Source organism: Pseudomonas sp. H3_E07 (assembly GCF_054668895.1).
Map to the genome: position 1 here is coordinate 1,331,880 of NZ_CP162795.1, position 12,694 is coordinate 1,344,573.

General features: G+C 59.7%; 13 protein-coding genes and 2 pseudogenes. 3 read left to right on the plus strand and 12 right to left on the minus strand.

Annotated features, from left to right (window positions below; genetic code table 11):
- Nucleotides 1-15: 15 nt before the first annotated feature.
- Both AB4O08_RS06065 and pdeM read left to right on the plus strand, forming a co-directional pair.
- Nucleotides 16-2,496, plus strand: a complete 2,481-nt coding sequence (locus AB4O08_RS06065; RefSeq protein ID WP_460114755.1) for a ligase-associated DNA damage response DEXH box helicase — start codon at nucleotides 16-18, stop codon at nucleotides 2,494-2,496.
- Nucleotides 2,496-3,146 carry a ligase-associated DNA damage response endonuclease PdeM gene (pdeM, locus tag AB4O08_RS06070; protein WP_010212418.1) on the plus strand — a complete coding sequence of 217 codons (651 nt, stop codon included), beginning with the start codon at nucleotides 2,496-2,498 and terminating at the stop codon, nucleotides 3,144-3,146. The genes AB4O08_RS06065 and pdeM overlap by 1 nt, the downstream gene beginning before the upstream one ends.
- 3 nt (nucleotides 3,147-3,149) lie before the next feature.
- Here pdeM and AB4O08_RS06075 read toward each other — a convergent pair whose 3' ends face one another.
- Together AB4O08_RS06075 and dcd are read right to left on the minus strand one after the other, a co-directional pair.
- Entirely contained in the window at nucleotides 3,150-3,347 is a 198-nt protein-coding gene (locus tag AB4O08_RS06075) for a hypothetical protein (RefSeq protein ID WP_010212420.1), read from the minus strand.
- A 108-nt stretch (nucleotides 3,348-3,455) separates the two neighbouring features.
- Nucleotides 3,456-4,022, minus strand: a complete 567-nt coding sequence (dcd, locus tag AB4O08_RS06080) for a dCTP deaminase (RefSeq protein ID WP_010212421.1) — start codon at nucleotides 4,020-4,022, stop codon at nucleotides 3,456-3,458.
- 388 nt (nucleotides 4,023-4,410) lie between these two features.
- Here dcd and AB4O08_RS06085 point away from each other — a divergent pair, with 388 nt between their 5' ends.
- Nucleotides 4,411-4,620: a cold-shock protein gene (locus AB4O08_RS06085; RefSeq protein ID WP_002554837.1), complete on the plus strand. Its 210-nt coding sequence runs from the start codon at nucleotides 4,411-4,413 to the stop codon at nucleotides 4,618-4,620.
- Nucleotides 4,621-4,826: 206 nt separating this feature from the next.
- On the opposite strand, the pseudogene AB4O08_RS06090 reads toward AB4O08_RS06085, so the two are convergent.
- From AB4O08_RS06090 to AB4O08_RS06135, 10 genes and pseudogenes are all read right to left on the minus strand, one after another.
- Nucleotides 4,827-4,937, minus strand: a pseudogene (locus AB4O08_RS06090) (RNA polymerase sigma factor RpoS); the annotation flags it as partial.
- Nucleotides 4,938-5,157: 220 nt separating this feature from the next.
- Nucleotides 5,158-5,268 (minus strand): annotated as a pseudogene (locus AB4O08_RS06095) (RNA polymerase sigma factor RpoS); the annotation flags it as partial.
- A gap of 220 nt (nucleotides 5,269-5,488) precedes the next feature.
- Nucleotides 5,489-6,493: an RNA polymerase sigma factor RpoS gene (gene rpoS, locus AB4O08_RS06100; protein ID WP_042570670.1), complete on the minus strand. Its 1,005-nt coding sequence runs from the start codon at nucleotides 6,491-6,493 to the stop codon at nucleotides 5,489-5,491.
- A 106-nt stretch (nucleotides 6,494-6,599) separates the two neighbouring features.
- Nucleotides 6,600-7,436 carry a peptidoglycan DD-metalloendopeptidase family protein gene (locus tag AB4O08_RS06105; RefSeq protein ID WP_021492420.1) on the minus strand — a complete coding sequence of 279 codons (837 nt, stop codon included), beginning with the start codon at nucleotides 7,434-7,436 and terminating at the stop codon, nucleotides 6,600-6,602.
- A gap of 209 nt (nucleotides 7,437-7,645) precedes the next feature.
- Nucleotides 7,646-8,281 carry a protein-L-isoaspartate(D-aspartate) O-methyltransferase gene (locus AB4O08_RS06110; RefSeq protein ID WP_010212427.1) on the minus strand — a complete coding sequence of 212 codons (636 nt, stop codon included), beginning with the start codon at nucleotides 8,279-8,281 and terminating at the stop codon, nucleotides 7,646-7,648.
- A 41-nt stretch (nucleotides 8,282-8,322) separates the two neighbouring features.
- Complete coding sequence (surE, locus tag AB4O08_RS06115) at nucleotides 8,323-9,072, minus strand: 5'/3'-nucleotidase SurE (protein WP_021492421.1); 750 nt, start codon at nucleotides 9,070-9,072, stop codon at nucleotides 8,323-8,325.
- Entirely contained in the window at nucleotides 9,060-10,118 is a 1,059-nt protein-coding gene (gene truD / locus AB4O08_RS06120; RefSeq protein WP_460114756.1) for a tRNA pseudouridine(13) synthase TruD, read from the minus strand. The genes surE and truD overlap by 13 nt, the downstream gene beginning before the upstream one ends.
- The gene (gene ispF / locus AB4O08_RS06125) at nucleotides 10,115-10,588 is read right to left on the minus strand and encodes a 2-C-methyl-D-erythritol 2,4-cyclodiphosphate synthase (protein WP_010212431.1); all 474 of its coding nucleotides are present in this window, start codon (nucleotides 10,586-10,588) and stop codon (nucleotides 10,115-10,117) included. The genes truD and ispF overlap by 4 nt, the downstream gene beginning before the upstream one ends.
- 54 nt (nucleotides 10,589-10,642) lie before the next feature.
- The gene (gene fghA, locus AB4O08_RS06130; RefSeq protein ID WP_010212433.1) at nucleotides 10,643-11,488 is read right to left on the minus strand and encodes an S-formylglutathione hydrolase; all 846 of its coding nucleotides are present in this window, start codon (nucleotides 11,486-11,488) and stop codon (nucleotides 10,643-10,645) included.
- 8 nt (nucleotides 11,489-11,496) lie between these two features.
- Nucleotides 11,497-12,609 (minus strand): S-(hydroxymethyl)glutathione dehydrogenase/class III alcohol dehydrogenase, encoded by a 1,113-nt coding sequence (locus tag AB4O08_RS06135; protein ID WP_010212435.1) that lies wholly within the window; start codon nucleotides 12,607-12,609, stop codon nucleotides 11,497-11,499.
- Nucleotides 12,610-12,694 lie beyond the last annotated feature (85 nt).

A 12,694-nucleotide genomic window follows, 5' to 3' on the forward strand; every position in this document is an offset into this window, starting at 1 on the left:
AGTGTCAGCCGCCCCATGGCAAAAGCCACCGATTTCGCCAAACGCTGGTTTGCCGCCAAAGGCTGGAAGCCGTTTGCCTTTCAGAAAGAGGTATGGGCGGCGGTCAAGAGCGGTCAATCGGGGTTGCTGCACGCCAGCACCGGTGCGGGTAAAACCTATGCGCTGTGGTTCGCCGCCCTCAATCGCTTCGCCATCGCTCGCCCGCCTGTTACCGCTAAACGCAAACCGCCCGCTGAGCCGCTGACGGTGTTGTGGATCACGCCCATGCGTGCGCTGGCCGCCGACACCGCCCGCGCCCTTGAAGCCCCGCTTGAGACGTTACAGATTCCCTGGAGTGTCGGCCTGCGCACTGGCGACACCAGCAGCAGCGAGCGCGCACGCCAGACCCGGCGCCAGCCCACCGTACTGGTCACCACCCCGGAAAGCCTCACGCTGATGCTCGCCCGCGCCGACAGCGAAGTGAGTCTTGCGCACCTGCGCATGGTGGTGGTGGATGAATGGCATGAGCTGATTGGCAATAAACGCGGTGTGCAACTGCAATTGGCACTGGCGCGACTGCGGCGCTGGCACCCTGATTTGATGGTATGGGGGATTTCGGCGACCTTGGGTAATCAAGCTCACGCGCTGGAAGTCTTGGTCCCACAAGGTGACGGGATCAATGTGCAGGGGCAAACGGCTAAACAGTTGATCATCGATACGTTGTTGCCACCTGTGACTGAACGCTTTCCGTGGGCCGGGCATATCGGTTTGAAGATGTTGCCCCAGGTAGTGGCTGAAGTGGACGCCAGCAGCAGTTGCCTGGTGTTTACCAATACACGGGCGCAGTCGGAGATCTGGTTTCAGGCGTTGCTGGACGCACGCCCCGATTGGGCCGGGGTGATTGCGCTGCACCATGGCTCGCTGTCCCGAGAGACCCGTGACTGGGTGGAGCGGGCCTTGAAAGACGGCCAGCTCAAGGCAGTGGTGTGCACCTCGAGCCTGGACCTGGGGGTGGACTTCCTGCCGGTGGAACGCGTGCTGCAGATCGGCTCGGCCAAAGGCGTGGCGCGTTTGATGCAACGCGCCGGTCGCTCGGGGCATGCGCCAGGACGGCCGTCGCGGGTGACGCTGGTGCCGACCCACAGCCTGGAGCTGGTGGAAGCTGCCGCCGCTCAAGATGCGATTGCGCAACGGCGTATCGAAGCACGGGAATCGCCTTACAAGCCTTTGGATGTACTCGTACAGCACTTGGTCAGCATGGCATTGGGCGGCGGCTACAAGCCCGACGACTTATTGGTGGAAGTGCGGGGTGCCTGGGCCTACCACGACCTGACGGATGAAGACTGGGCCTGGGCTCTAGGTTTTGTGCGTCATGGTGGGCTGTCGTTGACCGCCTATCCGGATTACCGCCGCGTGGAACCAGACGAGCACGGCATCTGGCGTGTCCCGGATGCCCGGCTGGCACGGCGTCACCGAATGAGCGTGGGCACGATCGTCAGTGATGCGAGCATCCATCTGAAATTCTGGAGCAAAGGCGGAGGTGGCAAGAACCTTGGCAGTGTCGAGGAAGGGTTTATTGCCCGGCTGAAGCCGGGAGATGGCTTCCTGTTCGCCGGCCGCCTGCTTGAGCTGGTGAGGGTAGAAAACATGACGGCCTATGTGCGCCGCAGCAACGCGAAAAAAGCTGCCGTGCCACGCTGGAATGGCGGGCGCATGCCGCTTTCCAACGAGCTGGCGCAAGCGGTTGTAGAGCGCTTTGATGCAGCGGCTCAGGGGCACTTCGAGGGGCCGGAGATGCAGGCGGTACGCCCATTGTTGCAGACGCAGGTGCGCTGGTCCGGCTTGCCGACGCGCGAACACCTGCTGGCCGAAGCGCTGAAGGCACGGGAAGGCTGGCACCTGTTTCTCTATCCCTTTGCCGGACGCCAGGTGCATTTGGGGCTGGCGAGCCTGTTGGCGTGGCGTGTGAGCCAGGGGCAGGCCGTCACCTTCTCGATTGCAGTCAATGATTATGGACTGGAGCTGTTGAGTGCCACTGAAGTGAATTGGCCGGCATTGCTGAATGAAGCACTACTGAGCCCTGAACATTTGCTGGAAGACGTGGTGGCCAGCCTGAATGCCGGGGAACTGGCCCTGCGTCGTTTTCGCGAGATCGCACGGATCGCCGGGCTGGTGTTTGCCGGGTATCCGGGCGCCCCCAAAAGTACCCGGCAGGTGCAGGCGTCCAGTGGGTTGTTCTTTGAGGTGTTCAAGCAATATGACCCGCAGAACCTGTTGCTGACCCAGGCCGGCGAAGAAGTCCTGCGCGATGAGCTGGACATTCGTCGACTGGAACAAACGTTACGCCATCTTTGCGCGCTGAAACTGGAGTTGCATCGGATCCAGCGGCCCACGCCCCTGGCCTTCCCATTGCTGGTTGAACGGATGCGCGAAAGCATGAGTTCGGAAAAACTCTCGGAGCGCATCGCACGGATGGTCAAGGACCTGGAAAAAGTCGCGGACAACGGGAAACGCTGATGCTGTGCACGGTGGAGCTAGAGGGTGAGGAGCTGTGGCTGCTGGCGGACAAGGCTGTCTACTGGCCAGCGCGCCAATGCCTGATGATCGCCGATGCACATTTCGGTAAGGCCTCGGCGTATCGCAGCCTGGGACAACCGGTGCCGCAAGGGACCACCACGGAAAACCTGCAGCGCCTGGATCGGTTGCTCTCGGCGCTGCCCTGCACGCAGGTGATCTTTCTTGGCGACTTCCTGCACGGCCCGGGCTCGCACGCCAGCGGCACGCTGGGCGCATTGAGAAGCTGGCGAGCCCTCAATCCTGACCTGCCCATGACCTTGATTCGCGGCAATCACGATAAACGCGCAGGCGACCCGCCCGAGGACCTGAACATAAACGTGGTCACAGAGCCGCTGCTGATAGGCCCTTTTGCCCTGCAGCACGAACCTGACGCCCATCCCAGCCACCACGTGCTGGCGGGGCATGTGCATCCGGTGTATCGATTACGCGGCAAGGGTCGGCAGAGCTTACGTTTGCCGTGCTTTGTGATCGGCGTCCGAGTCAGCCTGCTGCCGGCGTTCGGCGCATTTACCGGCGGGCATGGGGTGGAACAGGACAATGACCGCCAAATCTATGTGATTGGCGATCATGACGTCTGGCCAGTGGGCTAGGGATCAGGCAACCGGTGCGGGTGGTGGCTCGTCCGGCAATGTCGGCTCACCAGGTTCGGTAGGTTGTGGGTAATCCGGCTCGGGTTGGCCGGGGATGCCGCCCGCATAAGCAGGATCGGCCATCAGGGACCAGGCCAGAACGCCAATCTGATTGGGTTCAAGCCGGGCAAGTTCTGCGCTGATTCGCGGGTCGATCTTCATAAGGTACTCCTCAAGCGTGGCTCGGCGCGTTTTACACGTGCCGAGGCAGTACACCTAGATAGAGTCACTTTATGCAGACTAATTCCCTTTGCGCGTAGGAGCTTTCGATCAAGCGCGTGGGAGGGTGACGCCGCGCTGGCCCTGATACTTGCCTGCACGGTCTTTGTAGGACACTTCACAGGCTTCATCGGACTGCAGGAACAGCATCTGTGCCACGCCTTCGTTGGCGTAGATTTTCGCCGGCAGCGTGGTGGTGTTGGAGAATTCCAGGGTCACGTGGCCCTCCCACTCGGGTTCAAGCGGAGTCACGTTGACGATGATGCCGCAACGCGCATAAGTGCTTTTACCCAGGCAGATGGTCAGCACGTCGCGGGGAATACGGAAGAATTCCACGGTGCGCGCCAGGGCGAAGGAGTTCGGCGGAATGATGCACACGTCGCTCTTGACGTCGACGAAGCTCTTTTCGTCGAAGTTCTTTGGATCGACAATCGCTGAATTGATGTTGGTGAACACCTTGAACTCATCGGCGCAGCGCACATCGTAGCCGTAGCTGGAAACGCCGTAGGAAATCACCGGTGCATCGCCTTGGCCACGGATCTGGCGCTCGACGAACGGTTCGATCATGCCGTGTTCCTGCGCCATGCGGCGAATCCACTTGTCCGATTTGATGCTCATGGCGTGTGTCCTGAATAGCGAGGTGGAAAAATTCTGTGGGGCATCTTACCGGGGCCGGCGTTGGGGTTCAAAGGCCGCGGGCCTTTTCTTGACGAATGCGCCGCCTGCCATAAGCCGCAGCTAGCGGGGCCGGGATATGTATGGGCATGCCAGTGAGCAGAAATACCACCGCCAGTCACGAATTTGGAGAAACCTTCGGAAATATCATTGGCACGTCCCGGAAAAAGGGTTAAGGTGGCGCCACTGTGCTGCTTGTGTCACTGAGAATCTCTACACGATATGTTGAATTTCGATCCAACCATCTCCAAGAATTTTTCCTGCTCTTTGCACTCAGTCTCGGCCAGGGCTTTTCCTGAGTCGCAGTTAACTTTGTCCAAGGAGATACACCATGTCTAATCGCCAAACTGGTACCGTTAAGTGGTTCAACGATGAAAAAGGCTTCGGCTTCATCACTCCACAATCCGGTGACGACCTGTTCGTTCACTTCAAAGCTATCCAATCCGACGGCTTCAAAAGCCTGAAAGAAGGCCAACAGGTTTCTTTCATCGCTACCCGCGGTCAGAAAGGCATGCAAGCTGAAGAAGTTCAAGTTATCTAACTTGTACTGACTTAGTCGAAAAGACCCCGCCCTTAAAAGCGGGGTTTTTTTATGCCTGTCATTCGGTGCTGCTTGCGATGTAATGGCCGAGCACAAAAAAATGTGGGAGCGGGCTTGCTCGCGAATGCGGTGCGTCAGTCACAGATGTACTGACTGATCCATCGCCTTCGCGAGCAAGCCCGCTCCCACATTGCGTCCTGCGTCGTCTATTGAAACAACGACTCACTCGACAAGCCATTCTTCTCGAGGATCTCACGCAGACGCTTGAGCCCCTCCACCTGGATCTGCCGCACCCGCTCACCGGTCAGGCCGATCTCCAGGAGTTATCTAACTTGTACTGACTTAGTCGAAAGACCCCGCCCTTAAAAGCGGGTTTTTTTTTATGCCTGTCATTCGGTGCTGCTTGCGATGTAATGGCCGAGCACAAAAAAATGTGGGAGCGGGCTTGCTCGCGAAGGCGGTGCGTCAGTTACAGATGTACTGACTGATCCATCGCCTTCGCGAGCAAGCCCGCTCCCACATTGGGTCCTGCGTCGCTTATTGAAACAACGACTCACTCGACAAGCCATTCTTCTCGAGGATCTCACGCAGACGCTTGAGCCCCTCCACCTGGATCTGCCGCATCCGCTCACCGGTCAGGCCGATCTCCAGGAGTTATCTAACTTGTACTGACTTAGTCGAAAAGACCCCGCCCTTAAAAGCGGGTTTTTTTTATGCCTGTCATTCGGTGCTGCTTGCGATGTAATGGCCGAGCACAAAAAAATGTGGGAGCGGGCTTGCTCGCGAAGGCGGTGCGTCAGTTACAGATGTACTGACTGATCCATCGCCTTCGCGAGCAAGCCCGCTCCCACATTGGGTCCTGCGTCGTCTATTGAAACAACGACTCACTCGACAAGCCATTCTTCTCGAGGATCTCACGCAGACGCTTGAGCCCCTCCACCTGGATCTGCCGCACCCGCTCACGGGTCAGGCCGATCTCCAGGCCTACGTCTTCCAGGGTGCTGCTCTCATGGCCGCGCAGGCCGAAGCGGCGAATCACCACCTCACGCTGCTTGTCCGTGAGTTCCGACAGCCACTGGTCAATGCTTTGGGAAAGATCATCGTCCTGCAACAGCTCGCAAGGATCGGTAGGACGATCATCCGTCAGGGTGTCCAGCAGGGTTTTATCCGAATCCGGACCCAGCGAGACATCGACCGAAGACACCCGCTCATTGAGACCCAGCATGCGCTTGACCTCCCCTACCGGTTTTTCCAGCAGGTTGGCGATTTCTTCGGGCGAAGGTTCATGATCGAGTTTTTGGGTAAGCTCACGTGCCGCCCGCAGGTAGACGTTGAGCTCCTTGACCACATGGATCGGCAACCGGATCGTGCGGGTCTGATTCATGATCGCCCGTTCGATGGTCTGGCGAATCCACCAGGTGGCATAGGTTGAAAAGCGGAAGCCCCGCTCAGGGTCGAACTTCTCCACCGCCCGGATCAAGCCCAGGTTGCCTTCCTCGATCAAGTCCAACAGGGACAGCCCACGATTGACATAGCGTCGGGCGATTTTCACCACCAGGCGCAGGTTGCTTTCAATCATGCGCTTGCGCCCAGCCGGATCGCCCTTTTGCGACAAGCGCGCAAAATGGACTTCTTCTTCGGGGGTAAGCAGAGGGGAAAAACCGATTTCATTGAGGTACAGCTGGGTCGCATCGAGCGCCCGCGTGTAGTCAATGTACTTGTGTTGCTTTAATGCGGTGGCGTTCTTGGATTTGGTGCGAACTGAAGGTACAGCTGGTCCCTCATTCGACATCGATTCCGTATCGATACCGGCCTCCATAAGGAGAACCTCATCGTCGATGTCAAACTCCGGCGCTTCTTTACTGAGAGCCATTGTTATAGTCCTTTGGTGAGTTCGACCTCAAGCTCAAGCGGCGCCTTTATCCTTGGCAACGCTGGAGCCTGTTCCTTCTACGTGAGGGAACAGGCTGTGCAACACATCAACGACGGGGTAGGAATTGCAGAGGATCTACAGGCTTCCCTTGGCGGCGAATCTCAAAGTGCAGTTTCACCCGGTCTGTACCAGTTGACCCCATTTCAGCAATTGTCTGTCCGACCTTGACCTGCTGCCCCTCCCGAACCAACAGCCTACGGTTGTGGCCGTAAGCACTGACGTAGGTATCACTGTGTTTGATGATGACCAGCTCGCCGTAGCCCCGTAAACCACTCCCGGCGTACACCACTGTCCCATCAGACGCAGCTAAAACAGGCTGTCCCAAATCCCCGGCGATATCAATGCCTTTATTCAAACTACCGTTTGAAGAGAATTTTCCAATCAACACGCCGTTCGAGGGCCATCCCCAACCGGTCGGCGCAGGCCCGGCAGGCGGCAACGGCGCGGGTGCCGGCTTGGCCGCAGACGCCGGTTTGGCGGTACCTGCAGGCCTAGTGATAATGGTGGTTTTGCTCGAAGACGACGGCGAAGATCCGGTGTTTGTCACAACTGTCGTAGGGGTCGAACCGGTGCGGCCGTCGAAACGAATCGTCTGACCCGGATGTATCGTGTAGGGCACGGGAATATTGTTACGAGCTGCAAGCGCCTTGTAATCCCAGCCATAACGGAAGGCGATCGAGAACATCGTATCGCCCTTGCGCACCACGTATTGCCCGGTGGTCACCGTCGGCTTTTGCGGTACCGCATTGTTACGGTCAACCACCCGTGCGCCGCTGCTTGGCGAGCTGGAGCACCCGACCAACACGGAACTGAAGACGAGGCCAAGCACCAGTCGATGAAAGCTTGTTTTACTCATACGCTGCGCAAGACCTGTGAGACTCACCCGCCGCTCCCTTTGTGGTGGCTGAATATGAACGCCTGTATCAGGCTTGAAATATGACGCAAGTATAACTGGGCATTGGCTTTTTACCGGCATACGACTGAAACGAAACATTCATCGTGTTTAATGCCGGCGCCCGATCATGTTGACTCGATAGACCCCGCCGTAAGACACATCCGCGCCAACAGAATTCACTGCCTGCGAACAAATGATCAGGCCAGCGGGCCATTGAGCAGCGGCACGAAGCGCACGGCGCCCAGTACGTGCCGGGAAAAGCCTTCTTCCTCACGGATAATGAGCATCAATTGTTGCACTTCACCGGAGCCCACCGGGATGACCAGACGCCCACCCGGAGCGAGTTGATCGAGCAACGCCTGGGGCACATCGGTGGCCACGGCGGTCACGATGATGCCGTTGTACGGCGCCAGCGCCGGCCAGCCTTCCCAGCCATCACCCCAGCGGAACACCACGTTGCGCAGGTTCAACTCCACCAGACGCTCCTTGGCACGGTCTTGCAGCACCTTGATGCGCTCGACCGAGAACACCCGCTCCACCAGTTGTGCCAGCACGGCGGTCTGGTAGCCGGAGCCGGTGCCGATTTCCAGCACCTTGTCCAATGGACCCGCCGCCAGCAATAGCTCGCTCATGCGCGCCACCATGTAAGGCTGGGAGATGGTCTGGTTGTGGCCGATGGGCAGCGCCGTGTCTTCGTAGGCACGATGAGCCAGGGCTTCATCGACAAACAGGTGCCGAGGCGTGCGCCGGATCACTTCCAGCACCTGGGCGTTGGACAAGCCCTCTTCGTAAAGGCGCTGGATCAAGCGTTCGCGGGTACGCTGGGACGTCATCCCGATACCCCGACGCAGCAAGTCGTCTTGTTCACGGCCCATCAGCGCAGCCCCTCCAGCCAGCCATCGAGACCACTGAAGGCATCGCTGAAGGTGCGATCGAACTGCAACGGAGTAATCGACACATAGCCTTGCATCACGGCATGAAAGTCCGTGCCTTCCCCGCCATCTTCGGCATCTCCCGCTGCAGCAATCCAATAACCTTCCTTGCCACGCGGGTCGACCACCTTCAACGGCGCCGCCGCACGGGCACGATGGCCCAGGCGTGTCAGCTGGATGCCGCGGATATGGTCGAGGGGCAAGTTGGGGATATTGACGTTGAGCACGGTGCGCGGAGGCAGGTTCAAGGAGCCATGGGCTTGCACCAGCTTGCGCGCAAAATACGCAGCAGTCGGCAAGTTATCCAGTTGGCGCGAAGCAAACGAAAAGGCGAACGCCGTACGCCCCAGGAAACGGCCTTCGAGAGCCGCCGCCACGGTGCCGGAATACAGCACGTCATCGCCCAGGTTGGCACCGAGGTTGATACCCGACACCACCAGGTCCGGCTCCTGATCCAGCAGGCTGTTGATCGCCAGGTGGACACAGTCGGTGGGGGTGCCGTTCACGCTGATAAAGCCATTGGCCAGGACGTGCGGGTGCAACGGACGGTCGAGCGTCAGCGAACTGCTGGCGCCGCTCTTGTCCTGGTCGGGGGCAACCACCACGCACTCGGCGTAATCTTCCAGCGCAGCATAGAGCGCGGCAAGACCGGGTGCGGTGGCACCGTCATCGTTTGATATCAGAATACGCATGGGTTGTCCGTCTGCCCCACCGGCACCAGATCCACAAGCTCGCGCACCAAGACAGTGGCGAAGCATCCGGCCGGCAGGACGAATTCCAATTGCAGAATGTCCAGCGAGGGATAATGCCACGTCAAACCGCCAATGGGCAGTCGCAGAATGCGACGTTCCTGGCTCATACCGGCATTCACCAGCCAATCGCGCAGGTCGGCTTCACCGGCGGCAACGGCCTGTTCAAGCTCAAAGGTTGCACCACTGGCCGGCGAATCGCCCTCACCCCACTGTGGCCCGGTCGGGTGCAGGTCCAGGATCGCCAGGCGTGGGTCGCTGCATTCGGCCTCCCCCGCCGGGAAAAAACTGCGGCTGTCGGTAAAGGCGAGCAAATCGCCGACCTGGGCACGCTGCCAAGACCCATCGGCCACACGCGCCGCCAACACTTTGTTGAACAGGAAGCTGCGCGCCGTGGAGAGCAAACGCGAACGCACGTTGCGCTGCTCCGGCAACGCCCTGCGCGCGGCCCACTCACGGGCGTCCACCACGTTGCCGCCGTTGTGGCCAAAACGCTGGGCGCCGAAATAGTTGGGAATGCCGTGCTGTGCAATCAGTTGCAACCGCGCGTCGATGGCTGCGGTATCACCGGACAACTGGGTCAGGCGCAAGGTGAAACCATTGGCTGAGTGTGCACCGCGCTGCAGCTTGCGCTTGTGGCGGGCGGTCTTGAGGATCTTGAGCGTGTCATTCTCCGCCGCGCTCATGTCCGGATCGGCCTTGCCGGGCAGCTGCACGCTGAACCATTGGCGGGTCAACGCCTGGCGGTCCTTGAGCCCGGCATAGCTGACGGTGCGCAACGGCACGCCAGCCGCTTTGGCAATCCGCCGCGCAGCTTCCTCGGTGTTGAGCCCGCGCTTCTCCACCCACAACCACAGGTGTTCACCCTCGCCGGTCAGCGGGATATCCAGCACCTCGTCGACCTGGAAGTCTTCGGCCGTTGCCTTCAGCACCGCACGGCCCAAGGCCTCGCCATAGGCCCGTGGACCCAATAGTTGCAAGTCATTCATGCGCGCAGCAACAAGGCGACAGAGTGCACGGCAATGCCCTCTTCACGACCGGTGAAGCCGAGCTTTTCGGTAGTGGTGGCTTTCACGTTCACTTGGTCCAGTTCAATGTGCAGGTCGGCGGCAATCAGCGCGCGCATCGACTCGATATGGGGGGCCATCTTCGGCGCCTGGGCCACGATGGTGTTGTCGACGTTGCCGACCTTCCAGCCTTTGGCGTGGATCAGGCCGACCACATGACGCAGCAGTACGCGGCTATCCGCGCCCTTGAAGGTCGGGTCGGTGTCCGGAAAGTGCTTGCCGATATCGCCCAACGCCGCGGCACCGAGCAAGGCATCGCTCAAGGCGTGCAACACAACGTCGCCGTCGGAATGAGCCAGCAAACCCTGGTGATGTGCAATGCGCACACCGCCCAGGGTGATGAAATCGCCTTCAGCGAAACGGTGCACATCGTAGCCGTGGCCAATACGCATAAAAAAACGCCCCGATTTAATTCAGGGCGTGATTCTACCTACTTTTGCCTCACATTAACCGAGCAAAGCGCGGCCATGGTGTCGCAAATGGTCTTCGATGAAGCTGGCGATAAAGAAGTAGCTGTGGTCATAGCCAGGTTGCAGGCGCAGCTCCAGCGGATGGTTGGCCGCCTTGGCCGCTTGCTGCAGGGCTTCAGGCTTGAGTTGCACGGCGAGAAAATCGTCGCGATCGCCCTGGTCCACCAGCAGCGGCAGCTTTTCCGAGGCTTCGCTGATCAGCACGCAGGCGTCCCACTCACGCCACTTCGAACGCTCTTCGCCCAAATAACGCGAGAAGGCTTTCTGACCCCACGGGCAATCCATCGGGTTGTTGATCGGCGAAAAGGCCGACACCGACAGGTAACGTCCTGGGTTGCGCAATGCGCACACCAGCGCCCCGTGGCCGCCCATGGAGTGGCCGCTGATGCCGCGTTTGTCCGAAGCCGGAAAATGCGCTTCAACCAATGCAGGCAATTCCTGCACCACGTAGTCATGCATCCGATAGTGCTTGGCCCACGGCTCCTGCGTGGCATTCAGATAGAAGCCGGCACCGAGGCCGAAATCCCAAGCATTATCCGGATCGCCCGGCACACCCGGCCCACGCGGGCTGGTGTCCGGCGCAACGATGATCAACCCCAGTTCGGCAGCCATGCGCTGGGCGCCGGCCTTCTGCATGAAGTTCTCATCGGTGCAGGTGAGACCGGACAGCCAGTACAGCACCGGCAACTTGCTGCCCTGCTCCGCTTGCGGCGGCAGGTAGACGGCGAACGTCATGTCGCAACCGAGCACATCGGAATGATGCTTGTAGCGTTTGTGCCAGCCGCCGAAGCTTTTCTGGCACGACAGGTTTTCCAGACTCATGGCCGACCTCAGAAGTGGATGACGGTACGAATGCTCTTGCCTTCATGCATCAGGTCAAACGCTTTGTTGATGTCTTCCAGGCCCATGGTGTGGGTGATGAAGGTGTCCAGCGGGATCTCGCCGGTCTGGGCCATTTCCACGTAGCTCGGCAGTTCGCTGCGGCCGCGCACGCCGCCGAATGCCGAACCGCGCCAGACGCGACCGGTCACCAGCTGGAAGGGACGGGTGGCGATTTCCTGGCCTGCACCGGCCACGCCAATGATCACCGACTCGCCCCAGCCTTTATGGCAGCACTCAAGGGCGGCGCGCATCAGTTGCACGTTGCCGATGCATTCGAAGGAGAAGTCCACGCCGCCGTCGGTGAGGTCGACGATCACGTCCTGGATTGGGCGATCGTAGTCTTTCGGGTTGATGCAGTCGGTGGCGCCCAGTTGCTTGGCGATTTCGAACTTGGCTGGGTTGATGTCGATAGCAATGATGCGGCCAGCCTTGGCCTTGACCGCGCCGATCACCGCCGACAGGCCGATGCCGCCAAGGCCGAAGATCGCCACGGTGTCGCCCGGCTTGACCTTGGCGGTGTTGATCACCGCGCCGATACCGGTGGTGACGCCGCAGCCGAGCAGGCAGACTTTTTCCAGCGGCGCTTCTTTAGGAATCTTGGCCACGGAAATTTCCGGCAGCACGGTGTACTCGGAGAAGGTCGAGGTGCCCATGTAGTGGAAAATTGGCTGGCCTTTGTAGGAAAAACGCGTGGTGCCGTCCGGCATCAGGCCTTTGCCCTGCGTGGAGCGAATGGCCTGGCACAGGTTGGTCTTGCCCGACAGGCAGAATTTGCACTTGCCACATTCCGGGGTGTACAGCGGGATCACGTGATCGCCCACGGCCACCGACGTTACGCCCTCGCCAATCGCTTCAACCACCGCACCGCCTTCATGGCCGAGGATCGATGGGAAGATGCCTTCCGGGTCGGCGCCCGACAGGGTATACGCGTCGGTATGGCACACGCCGGAAGCGACCACGCGCAACAGCACTTCGCCAGCCTTGGGCATGGCGACATCCACTTCGACGATCTCAAGGGGCTTTTTGGCTTCGAAAGCTACGGCGGCGCGGGACTTGATCATCCGGGTTTCTCCAGGGAGTTGAAAACTGAGAAGGTGAGTGTAAAACATGGCTGACTGATGAATAATCCAGACAAAAGCAAAACTT

What these genes read in the sequence shown, in the direction of transcription:
- AB4O08_RS06065 (WP_460114755.1), top strand. Translation starts at nt 16, where the DNA reads ATGGCAAAAGCCACCGATTTCGCCAAACGCTGGTTTGCCGCCAAAGGC.
- pdeM (WP_010212418.1), top strand. Translation starts at nt 2,496, where the DNA reads ATGCTGTGCACGGTGGAGCTAGAGGGTGAGGAGCTGTGGCTGCTGGCG.
- AB4O08_RS06075 (WP_010212420.1), bottom strand. Translation starts at nt 3,347, where the DNA reads ATGAAGATCGACCCGCGAATCAGCGCAGAACTTGCCCGGCTTGAACCC.
- dcd (WP_010212421.1), bottom strand. Translation starts at nt 4,022, where the DNA reads ATGAGCATCAAATCGGACAAGTGGATTCGCCGCATGGCGCAGGAACAC.
- AB4O08_RS06085 (WP_002554837.1), top strand. Translation starts at nt 4,411, where the DNA reads ATGTCTAATCGCCAAACTGGTACCGTTAAGTGGTTCAACGATGAAAAA.
- rpoS (WP_042570670.1), bottom strand. Translation starts at nt 6,493, where the DNA reads ATGGCTCTCAGTAAAGAAGCGCCGGAGTTTGACATCGACGATGAGGTT.
- AB4O08_RS06110 (WP_010212427.1), bottom strand. Translation starts at nt 8,281, where the DNA reads ATGACGTCCCAGCGTACCCGCGAACGCTTGATCCAGCGCCTTTACGAA.
- surE (WP_021492421.1), bottom strand. Translation starts at nt 9,072, where the DNA reads ATGCGTATTCTGATATCAAACGATGACGGTGCCACCGCACCCGGTCTT.
- truD (WP_460114756.1), bottom strand. Translation starts at nt 10,118, where the DNA reads ATGAATGACTTGCAACTATTGGGTCCACGGGCCTATGGCGAGGCCTTG.
- ispF (WP_010212431.1), bottom strand. Translation starts at nt 10,588, where the DNA reads ATGCGTATTGGCCACGGCTACGATGTGCACCGTTTCGCTGAAGGCGAT.
- fghA (WP_010212433.1), bottom strand. Translation starts at nt 11,488, where the DNA reads ATGAGTCTGGAAAACCTGTCGTGCCAGAAAAGCTTCGGCGGCTGGCAC.
- AB4O08_RS06135 (WP_010212435.1), bottom strand. Translation starts at nt 12,609, where the DNA reads ATGATCAAGTCCCGCGCCGCCGTAGCTTTCGAAGCCAAAAAGCCCCTT.